This is a genomic window from Bradyrhizobium sp. CFUWI, assembly GCF_056429085.1.
Genome location: NZ_JBWJZE010000017.1, coordinates 96,473 through 113,899 on the forward strand (window position 1 = coordinate 96,473; position 17,427 = coordinate 113,899).

At 58.5% G+C, this 17,427-nt stretch carries 12 protein-coding genes; 9 read left to right on the forward strand and 3 right to left on the reverse strand.

Going from position 1 to position 17,427, the window contains the following annotated elements; all coding sequences use genetic code 11:
• The first annotated feature begins 6 nt into the window (after positions 1 to 6).
• From AC066S_RS29765 to AC066S_RS29805, 9 genes are all read left to right on the forward strand, one after another.
• Complete coding sequence (locus tag AC066S_RS29765; protein ID WP_478271309.1) at positions 7 to 999, forward strand: glycosyltransferase family protein; 993 nt, start codon at positions 7 to 9, stop codon at positions 997 to 999.
• Positions 1,000 to 1,110: 111 nt separating this feature from the next.
• Positions 1,111 to 2,079, forward strand: a complete 969-nt coding sequence (locus AC066S_RS29770; RefSeq protein ID WP_478271310.1) for a class I SAM-dependent methyltransferase — start codon at positions 1,111 to 1,113, stop codon at positions 2,077 to 2,079.
• Positions 2,080 to 2,184: 105 nt separating this feature from the next.
• Positions 2,185 to 2,937, forward strand: a complete 753-nt coding sequence (locus tag AC066S_RS29775) for a class I SAM-dependent methyltransferase (protein WP_235885079.1) — start codon at positions 2,185 to 2,187, stop codon at positions 2,935 to 2,937.
• 199 nt (positions 2,938 to 3,136) lie between these two features.
• Positions 3,137 to 3,979, forward strand: a complete 843-nt coding sequence (locus AC066S_RS29780) for an FkbM family methyltransferase (protein ID WP_164718663.1) — start codon at positions 3,137 to 3,139, stop codon at positions 3,977 to 3,979.
• The gene (locus tag AC066S_RS29785; RefSeq protein WP_478271311.1) at positions 3,916 to 5,124 is read left to right on the forward strand and encodes a glycosyltransferase family 4 protein; all 1,209 of its coding nucleotides are present in this window, start codon (positions 3,916 to 3,918) and stop codon (positions 5,122 to 5,124) included. Before AC066S_RS29780 ends, AC066S_RS29785 begins: the two co-directional genes overlap by 64 nt.
• Positions 5,114 to 6,151, forward strand: coding sequence for a glycosyltransferase (locus tag AC066S_RS29790; protein ID WP_135169315.1), 1,038 nt, complete (start codon positions 5,114 to 5,116; stop codon positions 6,149 to 6,151). The genes AC066S_RS29785 and AC066S_RS29790 overlap by 11 nt, the downstream gene beginning before the upstream one ends.
• Positions 6,152 to 8,196: 2,045 nt before the next feature.
• Positions 8,197 to 11,007, forward strand: a complete 2,811-nt coding sequence (locus AC066S_RS29795) for an Ig-like domain-containing protein (RefSeq protein ID WP_478271312.1) — start codon at positions 8,197 to 8,199, stop codon at positions 11,005 to 11,007.
• 893 nt (positions 11,008 to 11,900) lie between these two features.
• The gene (locus AC066S_RS29800) at positions 11,901 to 13,835 is read left to right on the forward strand and encodes a type I secretion system permease/ATPase (RefSeq protein WP_245481404.1); all 1,935 of its coding nucleotides are present in this window, start codon (positions 11,901 to 11,903) and stop codon (positions 13,833 to 13,835) included.
• On the forward strand, positions 13,832 to 15,145 hold the full coding sequence (locus AC066S_RS29805; protein WP_135169318.1) for an HlyD family type I secretion periplasmic adaptor subunit: 1,314 nt from the start codon (positions 13,832 to 13,834) through the stop codon (positions 15,143 to 15,145). Before AC066S_RS29800 ends, AC066S_RS29805 begins: the two co-directional genes overlap by 4 nt.
• A 483-nt stretch (positions 15,146 to 15,628) precedes the next feature.
• Here the strand turns inward: AC066S_RS29805 and AC066S_RS29810 are convergent, their stop codons facing one another.
• From AC066S_RS29810 to AC066S_RS29820, 3 genes are all read right to left on the reverse strand, one after another.
• Entirely contained in the window at positions 15,629 to 15,892 is a 264-nt protein-coding gene (locus AC066S_RS29810; RefSeq protein WP_126258028.1) for a hypothetical protein, read from the reverse strand.
• 30 nt (positions 15,893 to 15,922) lie between these two features.
• Positions 15,923 to 16,156 carry a hypothetical protein gene (locus AC066S_RS29815; protein ID WP_126258029.1) on the reverse strand — a complete coding sequence of 78 codons (234 nt, stop codon included), beginning with the start codon at positions 16,154 to 16,156 and terminating at the stop codon, positions 15,923 to 15,925.
• A 643-nt stretch (positions 16,157 to 16,799) separates the two neighbouring features.
• Positions 16,800 to 17,369: a hypothetical protein gene (locus tag AC066S_RS29820; protein ID WP_126258030.1), complete on the reverse strand. Its 570-nt coding sequence runs from the start codon at positions 17,367 to 17,369 to the stop codon at positions 16,800 to 16,802.
• Between the last annotated feature and the right edge of the window lie 58 nt (positions 17,370 to 17,427).

A 17,427-nucleotide genomic window follows, 5' to 3' on the forward strand; every position in this document is an offset into this window, starting at 1 on the left:
CCTTCGATGACGATTGTGGTCTGCATCGAGTCAGGGATGCTGGAGCCACTTACGCTGCGCATGGTGGAGAGCCTTCGGCGCTTCGGCGGCCGCTTTGCAAACCTGGAAGTTATTGCCGTCACGCCTCGGTCTACTCCGGTTCTCACGCGAGAGACGCATCGCCGAATGGAGGAGCTTGGGATCAAGCATCTACGCGTCTTTCCCGATAATCCGTATGTCTGGCACCATTATATGAATAAGGCGGAGGCGATTGCTGCCGTCGAGAGCAGGGTCACAACAGAGGCGATTGCGTGGATCGACAGTGATATCCTGTTCTTGCGTGAGCCCAACGGACTTGAACTTCCTCCTGGGGTAGATTTCATCGCGAGCGCTCCGGATGCCGGTGTGATCGGGTCGGGGGGAGTAACCGATCCAAATGATCCGTTCTGGGAGCGGTCCGCTGCACTCATCGGAAGAGTTGCTGACGACCTTCCATGGCTCCAGACGGGCGATGGACACCGGATTAGGTTCTACTGGAACGCGGGCCTCTACGTGTATCGGCGCAACACGCGGTTCGGGAGGGAGTTTCTCGCCGACTTCAAGACATTTCTTGACCGGCAAGTGGCCCGTACACACTCGCAAGTGCACTTCATGGATCAAGTCGTGCTGGGTTTGACGGTGATCCGGCTCGGGCTGGCTTGGCAAGCGCTCCCGGATTCAAGCAACTTCCCCCTGTGTAGCTATCTGCCGGGAAATTATGACGGGGCAAAGATGACGGGAGTGAGTGTACTTCACTTTCACGATTCCATGGAGCCGAAGCTCTGGAACAAGCTTCTAGAGACGCTCGTACCTGGACATCCGCAAATCCGTGAATGGCTCGAGCCCCTGGGTCCGGTCGCCGTGCCATCTTCGCTTCCATCCTCGCTTGCGCGTGAAGGTCTCCGAATGGTTCGAGGCGCACGTAGACGCGTCTACTATGCTCGGTCCGGCTTTATCAAAGCCTGGAGTCCGGCACGATGATGTCGACCGAATGCACAGATGTGGAGATTGAGAATTGTCAGTGGGCCGCGATAACGACGTGACCTCGCAGGAGGGGCCAGGTCATGGTCCAGCGTCCAGAGGGAGAGAGTTGTGGGTATCGATCTGACGGGCCTCCGTGCGCTCAGCTTCGCGAACCGAGTCTATGGATTCGATTTTCGGAATACGGTCACTCTCGGAAGACATGAGGTTCATTTCTGGAAGCAGGAATTTCATGCGGTTCAGAAGAATTCAAACCTCGCATACGATCAGTCGATTGCAGTCGGGTGCTACTGCGAGTCGCTCCTTCGCAAGCTTGGTGCCGAGAACATCGTCTCGATTGACGCATCAGCTTTCGAAGGTGCATCGCTTATACATGATTTCAATCTTCCGATACCGAGCGATATGCACGAAAAGTTTGATACGTTCCTCGACTTCGGGTCGATCGAGCACATCTTTGATGTCGCGCAGGTGGTCGACAACATAGTGAACCTGGTCAGGCCGGGCGGACACGTCCTTATAGCGACGAACGCAAACGGCTTTCCTGCGCACGGCCTTTACCAGTACTCGCCCGAATTCTTCTACAGTCTTTTCAGTAAACGAAATGGCTTCGAAGATACCGCTATCTTCCTGATCAAGTCATCCCGCCCGATGAAGTGGCATCTGATTAGGCCGCCAGCGGCCCTCAGCCGCAGGAATCAGATCCCCTTTGAAGAGCAGAAGGTGATGATGGTGTTCTCGAGAAAGGTGCGCAGCGTTTCCGACCTGAGCGTGCAACAGTCAGACTACGATGCGACCTGGTCGAGCTTCGCTACCGGAAGCTGGGCCGCCTGGGATAGACAGAACATTCCGAGGTGGAAGAGCATGCTTCATGAGTTCATAGGTCCGTTCCTTTTTCGAAGCCTCTCGTATCACTTCAAATCAGCTCAGGCCCAACGCAAATACCGGGCCGATCATATTGTCGTTGATCCGGACTCCGTGGACCCGACCGACTTCGCGAGAATGCTGGCGGATGCGGGAGTGCCGAAGCCGCCCTCAAGGGGCGAGATGAATCAGGCTGAAGGGGCAACCCAACTGCATTGATCGGCCCAGCATGCCAACGCGTTACACCCTGGGCCACAGCCGGAGGTCTCCGGGTGAAGGTCTGGCCGCTTTTGGATAGACATAGTGACTGGAAGGGTTTGGAAGATGCGGAGCCTCGAACATGCGGTTGACCCCCGTGCTCCTTTGTTGAGCGATTTGAACAAGCAACGGGCCTTGGCGCCCGGAGCAAACATGAGCTGCTACTTTCATCATGTGCGTCAGGAGATACGACCATTGCTGCCGAGGACCGCAACGAGCATCCTCGAGATTGGAGCCGCCTCCGGGCAGACGTTGCGGTGGATCAGAACGATCTACCCGGACGCAATGACGACCGGCGTCGAGATAAATGACGCGGTCGCAGAGGAACTTAGCCGCAATGCGGATGTGGCGATCCTGGGTAGCATTGATGAATGCCTACCTCGGCTCAAGAAGTATGATCTCATATTGTTGCTCGACGTCCTCGAGCATCTGGTCGAGTCGAAAGCTGTTCTGCAGAAGGTGCGAGGATTGCTCCAGCCTGGTGGTCACGTCGTGGTGTCCGTGCCAAATGTCGCGCATCTCAGTGTCGCGATTCCACTTCTGTTCAAGCGCCGGTTTGAATATCAGGATGCGGGTATTCTGGACCGCACCCATCTCAGGTTCTTCGTCGAGGATACGGCGATCGGGCTCATGAACGACGCGGGTCTGAAGGTCTCCAAGGGTCTGATTTCCGGAATGCAAGGCTACAAGGCAAAGACGCTCCATCGTCTTTCGTTTGGCTTGTTGAAGCATCATCTGGCGAAGCAGTACATCATGCTTGGAGAGGCCATCGATGGCGAGGAACCTCAGAAGCCGTTTAGCTGGAGGATCGCCGAATGAGGCCGCTCGCTGACCGCGCTCGCCTTGTCGTGCGTCCGCGTACTATTGCATTGATACGCCGAGGCGCACGAAAGGTTGGAGCGGTACCTGATCGTCGATGTGGCAACCTCATCCTGCTTCAGGTGTGGAGTTGTGGCCGCCGCACAAAACATATCAGAGGAATTGTTTGCCGTTCCCCAAGGATAGTGATCGAGCAACTATGAATTTGAAGGCAGTAGCCCGCTATCTTTATGCCAACGTTCCCGGCGTTGCGGCGATCAGGTTTGCTATTAAAGACAGTGTTGCGCCGTACTTCTTCAAGCCGGAGTTTCGTGGAGTTGGGTTGCTCGGCATCGGAAGCGCCTTGATAGTGGATGTGGGCGCGAACCGAGGCCAGAGCACTGCCGCGTTCAAGAGACTTGCGCCAAACTCCCGTATCATAGCCTTCGAGCCCGAGCCGAGGTCCGCGAAGCGACTCGCACTTCGCCATTGTCGTGATGACGCTGTGACCATTCTCGACTGCGCGCTTGGCTGCAGGTCCGAAGTTATCGACTTTTTTCTCCCAAGATACGGCCGATGGGAATGCGACGGGATGGCCGCGACTTCCTACGAGGAGGCGACGGCATGGCTAAAGAATCCGGGAAGGATGTACCGCTTTGACGCCAAGAAGCTAACAGTGCGAGAGCATCGGGTTACGTGCAAAGCGCTAGATTCTCTCGACTTGGCACCGGTTCTCATCAAGCTTCATGCCCAGGGAGCGGAGCTGGATATCCTCAAGGGCGCGCATGGAACGTTACAACAGCTGAGACCTGCATTGATGTGTGCGTTTGCCTCGCCAGCGGTTACTGAATTCCTGTCTGACCTGGGCTATCGCCCCTACGTCTACGATCGGGGATGCTTTAGGTCGGGAACTGCACCGCTATCCGTAACCTTCACTTGGTACCTGACAGAGGCACACGTGAAAGGATCTCATCGAGTGAGGCGCAGGATGTTTGCATTTTGGAAAACTATGCGCCGCGGATGGCACCCAATCTGGACGGTCATACTACAGAGGTTGCATTGAGTGTCTCCACGGGCGTTTTGATGCCATTGCCGCTTACAGGCAAAGGAGTGGGCTACACCTGCGGCTCCCTCGCAGAGGCTATGGTCGATCAGAATTTTGGCGTGACGATCGTTACTCCGCGCAGCCGATGGCCTCTGCCCCTGGTGGAAGTGATCGAGGCCTTGCCCGCTTGGAAGCGGTACTTCCCATATGGCTGGGTGAAGAACAGCGCTGGCCGAAGCATGGAGGCTGCGTTCCTCTCATATCTGGATGGCTGTCGATCGCCAAGGTTGGCTGCCTATCTCTGGCCCAGCGCAAGCATGGAGTTGCTCCAGGAATTGAAACGGCGTGACGTCACGGTGTTTCGGGAGCAGTTCAATTGTCATACCAGGACCGCCAAGACAATTCTTGACCGAGCATACGGCAAGCTTGATGCGACGCCTATGCATGGTATTACCGACGCGGCAGTTCATCGCGAAACCAAAATTCTGGAGGCGATAGACTACATATTCTGCCCGAATCAACCGGTCGAAACTTCGTTGCTTGAGAACGGTGTGTCGAAAAGCAAATGTTTGGAAGCAGCATACGGCTGGGACCCAGTTCGCCTTTCGGGAAAGAATCGGCTTCTTCCCTCCAACCATGGTTTGACCGCGGTCTTCGTCGGGATCATTGGCGTGCGAAAAGGAGCCCATTTGATCCTCGACTATTGGGCGAAAAGCGGGGTGACGGGCAGGCTGGTGTTGGCTGGACGAATGGAGCCGGTCATCAAAGAGAAATGCCGCGACTTGCTCGCACGGGACGACGTGACGGTGCTCGACTATGTCGAGGATGTCGGGGCGCTTTATCGATCGGCGGACATCTTCGTTTTCCCATCCTTGGAGGAGGGCGGACCTCAAGTCACCTACGAGGCGTGCGCTTGCGGTCTACCGGTCCTAACGACTAGCATGGGCGCGGGACGGATCGTCCGAAATGAACGTGAAGGTCTTGTGTTGGATCCGTATGACGCAGCTGGTTGGATTGCGGCTATTCGTCGGCTGGCCGAGGATACCGAACTTCGACAACGGATGTCGGTTGCAGCACTTGAACATGCGCAGCGTTTTACGTGGACCGCGGTCGCGAGCAGGCGCCGCGAGCAGATGATAGGGCGCCTAGGCTATGGCAACTGATCGCGCCAAACTTGCGGTGCTCATCGTCTCGTACTGCAATCCGGATGATGTTGATCGCTGTCTGAAGTCGTTGGTTCATTCTGATTGGAAGGATTTCGAGGTCTTTGTCTGTGAGAACGGTGGGAAGGAGGCGTTCGAGCGGCTGATGGCGGTAGTTGCCGGTCCAGAGCGAACGCTCCGGCAAGTGCACAGTGGCTCGGATCTTCTGGATCAAGCGAGAGGAAGACTAGCCGCCGTCGAAAAATGTCGATTTCCGAGCAGGACAAATATCGTTCGGCTTGGACTTGCGGTGGACAATCTGGGCTATGGTGGTGGTGTCAACGCCTGGCTTGAGCAATTCCTTGAAAGCCCGGGCTGGGATGCGGTGCTCGTTCTCAATCCCGACACTGAAGTGGACAGTCGTTGCCTGTCCGAACTAATGGCGAAGGCTGCCGCAGGATTTGGTATGGTTGGTGCGACCTTGGTGTTCGATCATGTGCCGGATAAGATTATCAACTACGGTCTTCACTGGTCGCCCACGACGGGCCGTGTCGTAGCGGTTGGTCGGAACGCTCCGGCGGGGAGTGCTCCGTCGCACGAGCAGATGTCTGAGATTGACGCGATCAGCGGTGCTTGCGTTCTGGTCACGCGCGACTTCGTTGAAGAGGTCGGTCTGATGACCGAAGATTACTTCCTCTACATGGAGGATCTGGACTGGGGGCGTCGCCGTGACAAGCATCTGATCGGCTTTGCAGAACGAGCGATCGTACGGCACATCGGGGGCACGGCTATCGGTTCTGCCGTAGATCCGAGGAAACGCTCCTACTTGTCGGTGTATCTGTCTGCCCGCAATAGCATTGTCTACGCTCGCCGGGAGGCAGGATGGCGATGGGGCCTCCATTTTGCTTTCGGCTTGTTGTATGCGACCAGATATGTCGCCATGGGGGCTCCAACCGCCGCGAAGATCACGATTAGGGGACTGATAGACGGAGCGCTGGGAAAGACCGGAAAGCCGGACGCTTCTCTCCGATTGCACGTGGTTGGCTAGAACTCCTGTGCACCAGCGTCTTCTGGAACGTCGGCCATCGTACCTCTGAGAATCCCGAGGGAACGCGCGCGGCAGCGGCTGGGAGAAGTCGTTCGTCCTTAACGTCTTGCAGATCTCTTCCAGACAAGCCGTGAAAGATGAGAGAAGGCCAGCGCCGCGGGCTTCCTTGATTCCGCAGTCGTATTGGCCAGAGGGTACCGATGTAGACTCGATATGACCGCGAACAAACTATCGGAGCTTCAAGCTAGTGTGGCTAGCCCAACAATCGCACAAGATCTTTTCCGAGCTTCTGTAAACTAATGAACAACATGGACGCGTCACTCAAGAAGATGAACAGAAGTGCATGGACAATATACATGTAATCCCGAAATCGAATCAGCATGCGTTCGAATAGCTCTCGCGGGTATGGAATTACGTAGAAGAGTAAGACGCATGCCGGTCCTAAGACCAGCGAGCCGGCCACGTCGCTCGGAGGTCCCGATCCCATGCGCCGCTTACGGTCCCGCTGAATCTTGCCGCAAGAAGCTGCAATCCGAAGATTGTCGCGGCGAGCGCAATTCCTGGCGCGAACAATGTTTTCGACAGCCTATCCCAGGCGGAGCGCGCGCCCTCCGTGGGCACGCTCGAGGTCACAGATGACCTCGTCTGATTCTTCGGGAGCTGCCGTTCGGAGCGTGATCGCCAAGACAGCCCCAATGCAGGCACCGGGCCCGGCTAGGCCGATCGAAGGGGACCGAGGTCGACCGTCGCCTAGATCCTGGTCTCCGAACAGGACGTCCGCCTGCCGCTCTACCAGCAGGCGCGAATTGTGCCTATTGAGCTCGGCCAGCGTTGACAGACCGAGGCCAGGAGCATTGACCCGCGTCCGTTGCAAGAGCGTCTCCGTCGTCGGCAGGGATCAGCTATCCGCCGACGAAACGATGATGCCGGTGCTCAACCCCTGCCGTGGGCACCCCAAGACTGGTCAGCAAGACTGGTCAGCAAGACTGGTCAGCTCTGGATCTAGGCGGTGGACGCCGGCCATGGAGCTAGGCCGATCTGCCTCGCGCATGTCTTTCAACCAGCGTTCTGTTCGTGGCGCAGGCGGGGTAACTTCTTCGAACTTGCCACAGCGGCCGGGCTCCCGTTGTCGGCGAAGCGCTCAAGCCTGTCGAAAAGGACATCGGTGGCCGTAGCACCGAAGAGCGCTGTTCGTTCGGCAACAGAACCGGCCGCTGGAGGAAGCTTTACAGGGGGCTCCGTGCAGAGCTCGCATTGAATCAGCCAAAAGAGCAAGCTGGCGAGCCAACCGGAGCGCCCTGACGACTGAAGATGGCCGCATCGCGCTCGAAAACAGGGCGGTCGAGCGCTTCATCCGTCCGATCACGCTTTGGAAAATGCGCGGTTCGCAGGCTTCGACTAAGAAGCCGAGCACTAGGCCATCATCGCCGCTGTAGGGTGAACGACGTCGATCCCCTTGCCTGTCTGTCTAGCACTCGCCCGGATCGTCAACGGCCAAGCACGAGATCGATGAACTGCTTTCGTTGGCCTATTGTCGGTACGCATCCAGTTGTGGTCTGAAAAGAGCATGAAGCACATTGAGACTGTGCAGTGTCGTTACGAAAAAAGTGCGAGTCGCGCGCCGAGTGTGATGAAGTTCGGATTTTTCTTGCCACAATATTTATTCGCGTGTCGATTAAACTCTCGTATGTAAACGAAGACATTAAATGGCGGATTCTGCGGATTGACGAAAGTGTCGGACCGCAATGCGCAACGGCAACTATTTCCACAGAAATCAATGGTGACAGACGATAATATTCTTTGTTTTGAATTGCGAACGATTCACAATGCGGTCGTGTAGGCACTTCTGCAGTTTGATTTATTTTCGAGTGAGTGTGGCAGGTGCGAGCCAAACATCACCCCGGCGTAGCCTAGTTGTGGTCCCAAAAAAGCCTGCGGCACCCAGCCAATAGTCGCCTCGGCGATCATCACGTGGTGGTTTGTCCAATAATAAAAGTGAATGGCATGTTGCTCGGGGAAGGCCCTTCGGGGTGGAGCACATGCGGATGGACATCAAATCAGGAGAACAGGTAATGGCAGTGAACGACGGTTCTGCGAACGCGCCGGTTGGATCAGCGCAGCTTTCGAGCTTGCTGGACACCTATGGTGCGAACCGGCCGGCATGGAATGTCGCGGGGGTGGACTATCACGTCGGCGTCCCAACGGGGCTGACGCTCAAGGATCCTGCAACGATCTCGATGGCAGGCGTGTCCGTTGACGCGGCTCAGAAGAGCATCACGGTGACGGGCAGCAACGTCACGCTCGACGGTTATGATTTCGGCGGCTGGGCTGTCGTAACCACGGCAGCGAACACCACCCTGACCAACTCGAACTTCAATGGTCTCAATCCGTCGGGTCCGCAGGATGCGGTTATTACAGGGACGTCGTCGTCCTCAAATCTGCATATCACCAACTGTACCATCGACGGCCTGAGTGGCGGTGGGCATGCCGAATTTCTCGTCGAAATGGAAGGGCCCGGCCTCACGATTGAATATTCGTGGCTGAAGAATTCCAACTCCGACCTGATCGGCCGCCATGGTCAAGACGGTGGCGACATCACGATTCAATATAACCTGCTGCAGCAGGCCGGCATGGGCGGCGCTGGCACCCACGGCGACTATCTCCAAGTCTATGGTCCGACCATCGATTCGACCCACATTCTTTACAACACGGCGGTCCAGGATGGCGGTACGACCCAGGGCTTCATTGCCGACAACACCAAGTCGGGCGAGTTTGCCGGCAACACTCTGATCGGCAGCGTCAGCTATTGGATGTCCGTCTCCGGTCCGGGGACCGATGCCGCCAATCTGAGCGGGGCATTTTCCACGCACGACAACTATTTCGATGTAACCAAAGCCTTCGGGTTCAACTATCCGGCCGCTGGCCCGGACGACTCCTATTCCCAGACCTCCTTCGTGCACAATGTGAACATGGTGACCGGCGAGGTCGAGCAGGATGCCAATGCGCCTGCTTACACTGGGCCAACCTACACGCCGCCAACCTCGCCTGCTCCGAGTGCCCCTGCGGCGCCGGTTGTAGCCTCTTTCTCGACCGACAGCGGCGTCAGCGGCGATGGTGTGACGAACGACAGCACGCTCGAGCTCAAGGGCACGGCTGCTGCCGGCAGCACGGTCAAGATCTACGACGGTTCGACCCAGATCGGTACGGCGACTGCGACTTCGACCGGAAGCTGGGACTACATCACCCAGGTCCTGACCGACGCAAAGCACACGCTGACGGCGACCGCGACCAACGCGTCGGGCCAGACCAGCGCGGCCTCGGCAGCGGTGGCTGTTACCGTCGACACCAAGGCACCCGCCGCACCAACGATCGCGAGCGATACCGTCAACGCGACCAATCAGGTCGTGATGTCGGGGACCGCTGAAGCGAACAGCGCGATCAGGGTGTTTGATGGAACGACGCAGGTCGGGACGGCGACAACCAACTCGAGCGGCGCGTGGAGCGTCACGACGTCTGCCTTGTCGGCCGGTTCGCACGCCCTGACGGCGAAGGCGACCGACGTTGCCGGTAACGTTAGCGCAGCGTCGACGGCCGTGGATCCGGTCATTGGCACCGCCACGTCCGGCACGGGCACGTCCGGCACGGGCACCTCGGGCACCGGCACCTCGGGCACTGGCACCTCAGGCACTGGCACCTCGGGTACGGGCACCTCGGGCACTGGCACCACTGCGCCTGCCGCACCGAAGATCACCTCTTTCTCGACCGACAGCGGTGTCGCCGGTGATCACATCACCAGCGACAAGACGCTGACCCTGGCGGGAACTGCAGCTGCCAACAGCACGGTAAAGGTGTTCGACGGCACGACCCAGCTCGGCATCGCCACGGCGGATGCCAACGGAGCCTGGCACTACTCAACCGCTGCGCTGCTCGACGGCAAGCACAGCCTCACTGCGACGGACACGGTCTCTGGCGTCACCAGCAAGGCATCGACTGCGCTGGATGTAACGGTGGATACCACTGCTCCGGATGCTCCGGTTCTGTTGAGCGATCCCACCACGCATAACCGCGCAACGGTATCCGGAACGGCGGAGGCGGGGAGCTCGATCAAGCTCTATGAAGGCACGACCCTGCTTGGCACGACGACGGTCGGAAGCGACGGCGACTGGAGCGTGACGACCCCGAATCTCAAGCACGGGTCCCACACCTTCACCGCGACCGCCACCGACGCTGCCGGCAACACCAGCGCGTTGTCGCAGCCGATCGATCCGCCAATTGGCTCGCATGACCCCAAGGAGAGCAGCTCGACGGTGGAAGTCACCAATGTGCGTCCGCATTGGGATCACACCGCAACAATCAAGGGCATTGCAGATCCCAACAGCGAGATCAGGCTGTCTGACGGCACGACGTCGGTCGGTTCGGTCACGGCGGGAGCCGATGGCAAGTGGAGCTTCCACACCTCCGATCTGTCGGGCAGGACCCACGCCTTTACCGCCGAGCAGGTCGACACGACCGGCCACGTGGTCGGGACCAGTTCGGGCGAGGCGATCATTGGCTCCGGCCGCCGCGATACGCTGACCAGCACCGCGGGCAATGATGTCATGGTCGGCAAAAGGGGGGCGGATACGTTCGAATTCGCGTCGAACTTCGGTCACGACGTCATCAAGGACTTCGCTGCCCGCGGACCAGCTCACGACACGATCGAGTTCAGCAAGAGCGTGTTCGACAGCTTTGCAAGCGTTCTCTCTCACGCGGCCCAGTCAGGCCGCGACGTCGTCATCGCTACGGGAAGCGACACGCTGACGCTGAAGAACACGCAGCTCGACAAGCTGAACAGCCACGACTTCCATTTCGCGTAGTCGCGAATTCAGCGACATGGAGTAGCCGATCTGCGGTGCAGATCATGGAAGGCGGGGAGGTCCCCGCCTTCTTTTTTTGTGCCTCTATTGCGGTCTACGCGTGAGCAGCGTCCCGTTTTATCGCTGGATACAGCGCGCGAACAAGATCAATGCGGGCGACTGGAGCCAGTCGCGCTTCGTGCGAAGGTGATTCTCAGGCCGGTCGCGACAAGCATCGAACGCGTCCAGGCGCGATTCTTTCTTCGCTCCGATCACCAGCGTTGTTTGGCCCTCATCGCATTAAAAAATGTGAGCGCGTGAAAATTGAATATTAAAAATTAAATATCGCGCGGAAGTCCGTGCTTAGTTGTTGGTCGGATCGGCTGGCCGAGCTTTTTAGTAAACGATTTCTGTGTGTTCAGGCCGTGCCGCGATGGAGGCGTGTTGAGTTTCGTGGTTGGGCATGACATCAGGGAAATTCGCGACGATTTAATCGAAGGCGTATCGCGCGATTATTGTAGTACCGCGAGTTGACGTGCTGGTTAAAAAAACCTCGGCCCGGCCCCCATCTGGTCCCAAAAAAGCCCATGGCGACCGGCACGTGAGGCCAGGCTAATTAACCATGAGGTGGTGGATACAAATCACCACGACATCGCGCTCTGCGAACGACTTCGCGGCGGAGTACGTGTTGGAAGCTGGGAGAGCGGATTGAGCGAATTAAATGGCAGGACGGTTATCATGTCCGCGCCGGCTACCGGGGAGGCGACACGCTCAAGTTGGCTTGGTTCGGTGCAAAATCGGTCTGACTTCTATCTCGCGTAACAGTAGCTCGATGACAGGGAAATCAAACTCACATCAGCCTTGGGGAGCCTCTCGGGGATCATCACTTAAGGCACGGTTCAAGGGCGGGAGCCATGACAAATTCTGAACGGTGGGGCGTAATCTCCCTGCCAGCAAGCCTTTATCGGATCCAATTTTCGCGTTTGACGAGACTTGGGGTCGTCGCACGACAGTGGGCGGAAGATGCCGAACTGCGGACGCAGGGGCCGATCGGCTGGGCAAAGCGTCTCGTCGAAGTCTTGCGGCAACGACTGTTCTCCGGTGTCCCGCGGTCGGCTGGCGACGATGATGAGTCGCGGTCAGAGCTGTCGGCTTTCCTGCGGTCTTGCCGCCGGATTTTCTGGGCTCTCGCGGCCTTCAGCGGGATGAGCAATCTCCTCATGCTCACCGGCTCGTTCTTCATGCTGCAAGTCTACGATCGGGTGCTGCCCGGGCGCAGCATACCGACGCTGATCGCCTTGATGGTTCTGGCCACGGTGCTTTACCTGTTTCAGGGCGGGCTCGACCTCGTCAGGAGCAGGATCAGCGCCCGGGTCGGCCGGTATTTTGATGAAGCGCTCGGCGTTCGCATATTCGATGCGCTTGTTCGCCTGCCCTTGAAGACCAGAGCCGATGGCGATGGCTTGCAGCCAATGCGTGACCTTGATCAGGTCCGCAGCTTCCTGTCGAGCGGAGGGCCGACGGCGCTGTTCGATCTGCCCTGGATGCCAATCTATCTTGGCGTCTGCTTCCTCTTTCACTTCTGGATCGGCGTCACTGCGCTGGCCGGCGCGCTGGTGCTGGTCGGCATTACGATGCTCACGGAAACCCGCACGCGAGGCCCGGCAAAGGCGACCTCGCGTCTCGCCGTTTCGCGAACCGCACTGGCGCTCGAGGGGCGGCGAAACGCCGAAGTTCTACAGGCCATGGGCATGCGGCAACAGGCGGCTCTACGTTGGCAGGATGTCAACGCGAAGTACCTCGCGGCTCATGAGCGAGCCAGTGACGTCGCAAACGGACTCGGTGGTGCCTCCAAGCTTTTTCGGGCGATCTTGCAATCGCTGGTTCTCGCCGTTGGCGCCGTCCTCGTCATCAACCAGGAATCGACGGCCGGCATCATCATTGCCGGATCGATCCTCACCGCGCGGGCACTGGCGCCCGTCGAATTGGCCATCGCGAACTGGAAAGGATTCGTCGCCGCGCGGCAATCAGGGCAACGGCTCGATGGGCTGCTGAAGCTTCTGCCTCACGACGAGGAGCGGTTGGCGCTACCTCCGCCGGTTGAGACCCTCACTGCCGAGCACCTCTATATCGGCGCCCCAAACGCGCAGAGGCCCACCGTCAGTGAAGTGTCGTTCCAGCTGCGGAGCGGGCAGGCGGTTGGAATCATTGGTCCGAGCGGATCGGGCAAGTCGACGTTGGCACGTGCGCTGGTGGGAGTGTGGCCATGCATGCGAGGTAGGATCCGGCTCGACAACGCCGCGCTCGATCACTGGTCTTCGGACGCCCTCGGCAAGCACATCGGTTATCTGCCTCAGGACGTCGAATTGTTCGACGGCAGCATTGCGATGAACATTGCACGGTTCGACCCGCATGCAACGGCCGCCGCAGTTCTGGAAGCTTCGCATGCCGCGGGCGCGCACGATCTCATCCTCTCCCTTCCGGACGGCTACGGCACGAAGATCGGCGAGGGAGGGCTGGCGCTGTCGGCGGGGCAGCGGCAGCGTATCGGGCTCGCGCGCGCTTTTTACGGCAAGCCATTCCTGGTCGTGCTTGATGAGCCCTCTTCCAATCTCGATGCCGAGGGCGAGGAGGCCTTGACCGAGGCGATCCTGAACGTGCGCCGCCGGGGAGGGATTGTCGCCGTTGTCGCGCATCGCCCGAAGGCGCTGGAAGGCGTGGACCATGTCTTGTGCCTCGGCGAAGGCAGGGTTCAGTCCTTCGGCAAGAGAGAGGAGGTTCTCAGGCAAGTGCTGCGAAATCCGGTACCGCTCAAGGTCGTCGCGGAAGCTCAAGGAGGAGGCCGATGAGCGGTCAGATAGCGCCGGCGTTGCAATCCATCCAGCGTTACATGATCGTTGGAATGATCATGTTCGCTCTGGTGACCTTTGGGGTCGGCGGCTGGGCGACAACGACTCAATTGTCGGGTGCGGTGATCGCCCAGGGCGTGGTCGTGGTGGATTCGAGCGTTAAGAAGGTTCAGCACGCCACCGGCGGGATCGTCGGAGAATTGCGCGTGCGGCAAGGCGACCGTGTCAATGCAGGCGACGTTTTGATCCGCCTCGACGAGACCCAGACGCTCGCGAATGCGACGATCGTTACCAACAGCATCGATGAGCTGCTCGCGCGGCAGGCTCGTCTCGAGGCCGAACGTGATGGCGCCGAGCAGGTCATGTTCCCCAAGCTGCTGCTCGATCGGGCCAAGGAGAGCAACTCCGAGGCGAGCCGCGCGATCACTGCGGAACGGAAGCTGTTCGATCTGCGTCGTCAGGCGAGGAGCGGCCAAAAAGCGCAGTTGCAGGAGAAGAGCGCCCAGCTGGAAAACGAGATCAAGGGCTATACGGGGCAGATCGAGGCCAAGCAGAAGGAAGTCGAGTTCATTCGCCAGGAGCTGGAAGGCGTACGCAGCCTCTGGCAGAAGAATCTGGTGCCGATCACGCGGCTCAGTTCCCTCGAGCGCGACTCCGCGCGCCTCGAAGGCGAGCGTAGCCAGTTGGCCGGCATGGTTGCGCAGTCGAAGGGCAAGATCTCCGAAATTGGCCTCCAGATCATTCAGGTTGACCAGGATCTGCGGACGGAGGTCGGCAAGGACCTGATCGAAACGCGCTCGAAACTCTCCGAACTGGGCGAGCGCAAGACTGCGGCGGTCGATCAGTTGAATCGGATCGATATCAGGGCACCACAATCCGGCCGCGTCCACGAGCTCAGCGTCCACACGGTTGGAGGGGTCATTTCTCCCGGCGAGCAAATCATGCTGATCGTACCTGATGCGGACTCGCTTGCAGTCGAGGTCAAGATCGCACCGCGCGATATCGACCAGGTTTATATGGGGCAGACCGCGACGATGCGTTTCGCAGCGTTCAACCAGAAGACCACGCCCGAGATCGACGGAGAGGTCAGCTTGGTCTCGGCAGACATCACACAGGATCAGCGTGCCGGCACGAGTTACTACACGGGTCGCGTCCTGCTGAAGCCCGAAGAGCTGGTAAAACTCGGGTCGGCCAAGCTGCTGCCGGGCATGCCGGTGGAGGTCTTTATCAAGACGGCTGGTCGGACTGCGCTGTCCTATCTGCTCAAGCCGCTGCACGATCAGGCGGAGCGTGCATTCAAGGAGCGCTGAGTCTTCGCGGAAGCTGGGCAGCGTTTGACCTCACGCAAGCGGGGTCGACGCCTATTCGGTGGGGTCGACATTGCGGCCCGGCTCTGAAACCAGGGCTGGTCGGCCGGACGCATCGCCGGCGGGCGTGCCCGACGGACGAAAGCGCGTCACGAGCCGGGACGGAGTTTGTGATCTGGCTTGAAGGCCTAACCGCGACGTTCTGGGGATATCAGATCGCTGCCAGAGATTTCGCGGGGCGAGCGTAGTGAGCTCGCGCCACCTCCTGATCAACCGCAGCAAATCGCGCGGCTTTCGGCGGATCGAGCGTGACGGATGTCTACTGCCCGTGGGCGAAACTAGCGATCGCTCGATCGACCTTCCGCTCAGTACGTCCATTCGCCTGGCGTACAGGGTCATCGCCGCCACGCAGGCAAGTATTGTAGCTTCAGCCCCCAGAACGACTAGCAGCTCACTCGGCATGTGAAATCTGTCCTACCCGAGCTATCACTGTATGAAGATTTGACCCCGGAGAAATACGGCTATGGTCTTTGCCGTTGAATGGCTGCGCCGGCTCATACGAAGCGCGAAGATCAGGCGGAGCGTGCGTTCAAGGCGCGCTGACGCCTCATCATCGGCATTCATCCACTTGCGCGCAGGGATGGCCTGTCGGTCGAGCGGCCGGTACTCGGCTTGCAAGCCTGCAAACAGCGTGGGCTCAATCCGACTTCTCCTGTCCTGCTCGCAAGCATACGCCCCGAGCAGGATCATTCGATCATCGCTCTGAACAGAGCCGATTGCTTAGTCCGGTTTGCGTCGACGGCGCTTGATTACCCAATAGGCCGCATACGCAACTGCGGCGAAGGATAGCCCCGCGCCCGCGATCGGTCCAGGTGCGCCCTGTGCCGTCCCCTGACCGACGTAAGTGTAGCTTTGGTCGGGAGGAAAGAACAGAGTAGCCGTGAAATAGACGCCGGCCGGCACCGCCGCGGCCATCGTGAGGAAAATCGCAAGGACCCACCCAGGCAAGGTCATATTTTCTTCTCCCTTAGCACGGCGCATTAATAAATATTTGATCTTTTAATAATCATAATAATTAAATTCAGTCAACATAAATCTCGGGTAGATACCAGCTGACAATACGCGCGCGACAATTTGACGTCGGTGCATCGAAGTTCAGATATCCATATGAGGAGAGTCGTGAACATCCGAGAGCTCGTTGAATCACGCGGGGCGATCCTGAAGTTCACTCCATGGGAGCCGTTCTGCATTGCAGGCCAAGCTTTCCGCCACGTCGATGACGGGAGTGATTTGTCGAATGAATCCAAGTTCGCGAAGAAATCTGGATCGCAGATAGTGCAACACTGTCCATGCGGTCGGTTGCTGCGTGTACACTTCGCCCCGAAATACGACGAACGAGCGATCGGTCCCTGTTGCAAGATGTCGAATGAGATGTCGGTTCGATCCGTCCGGAGTAAGCTTAGCGACCTGCAATTGACACGACGCTCTGGTGGCTCGGATGATCAGAGTACCTGTCGTAACTTCATTGGTTGCTGTGACGCTGAAGTGATTTCGTTCGAGGAATCTAACAATATCCTCTCTTAGCTGGCCTGGATTTTCGAATGGAATCGCAATCTTCCATCCAGTGGCCAGTAATAGCACGGCCGCGATAAACCACTTAAATCCGGCGGAAGAGCTCACGCCTCACCCCCAGCACGCAGAAGCCGACCGTCAGGCCCAAAATGGTCGTGTTCGCGACCGCGTCGCCCCACCAACTATGGAACATGGCGTAGTGCCATTGGCTCAGGCCCATAAAGCTGATGCGAGTGACATTCACCGCTACGACGGAGATGCAAGCCATCAGGCACCAGAATAGATCGTAAGCAGATTTCTTGTGGCTGACTAACTGGCTCACAGTCACCCAGCATAGAACTGCAAGCGATACGTTTGCGAGCGAAGAGCACCCTGGCAGAATGACCAGAACGCCGGAAGCGTCGGCAAATTCGACGACGTCCCCGGTTCGAGAGCTGCGCAGTATCCAACCCACGAGACCCGCATCGATCCGCAAAATTAGCTCGGCAAAGAAATGAAAGAATAGCCGGCTCCAAAACATGGGCACGGTAACAGCCAGTAGTATGAGAGCGCCGCGCCGCGATGATGAGGCATCGGCCGTGTTGATGACATAGAGACTGAGCGCGGTTACTGCCAGCCAACTGACGGGACCTACCGGTAGAATGGCGAGCAGCACAAAGGCCGCTCCCAAGACGAGTTCTGAAGAGCGAATCCCGATCGTTCGGTCTTGAAGA

Bases quoted from the DNA above. Each gene is read 5' to 3' on its own strand.
- AC066S_RS29775 (WP_235885079.1), top strand. From the start codon at position 2,185: ATGCGGAGCCTCGAACATGCGGTTGACCCCCGTGCTCCTTTGTTGAGC.
- AC066S_RS29815 (WP_126258029.1), bottom strand. From the start codon at position 16,156: ATGACCTTGCCTGGGTGGGTCCTTGCGATTTTCCTCACGATGGCCGCG.
- AC066S_RS29810 (WP_126258028.1), bottom strand. From the start codon at position 15,892: ATGATCCTGCTCGGGGCGTATGCTTGCGAGCAGGACAGGAGAAGTCGG.
- AC066S_RS29765 (WP_478271309.1), top strand. From the start codon at position 7: ATGACGATTGTGGTCTGCATCGAGTCAGGGATGCTGGAGCCACTTACG.
- AC066S_RS29780 (WP_164718663.1), top strand. From the start codon at position 3,137: ATGAATTTGAAGGCAGTAGCCCGCTATCTTTATGCCAACGTTCCCGGC.
- AC066S_RS29800 (WP_245481404.1), top strand. From the start codon at position 11,901: ATGACAAATTCTGAACGGTGGGGCGTAATCTCCCTGCCAGCAAGCCTT.
- AC066S_RS29805 (WP_135169318.1), top strand. From the start codon at position 13,832: ATGAGCGGTCAGATAGCGCCGGCGTTGCAATCCATCCAGCGTTACATG.
- AC066S_RS29795 (WP_478271312.1), top strand. From the start codon at position 8,197: ATGGACATCAAATCAGGAGAACAGGTAATGGCAGTGAACGACGGTTCT.
- AC066S_RS29790 (WP_135169315.1), top strand. From the start codon at position 5,114: ATGGCAACTGATCGCGCCAAACTTGCGGTGCTCATCGTCTCGTACTGC.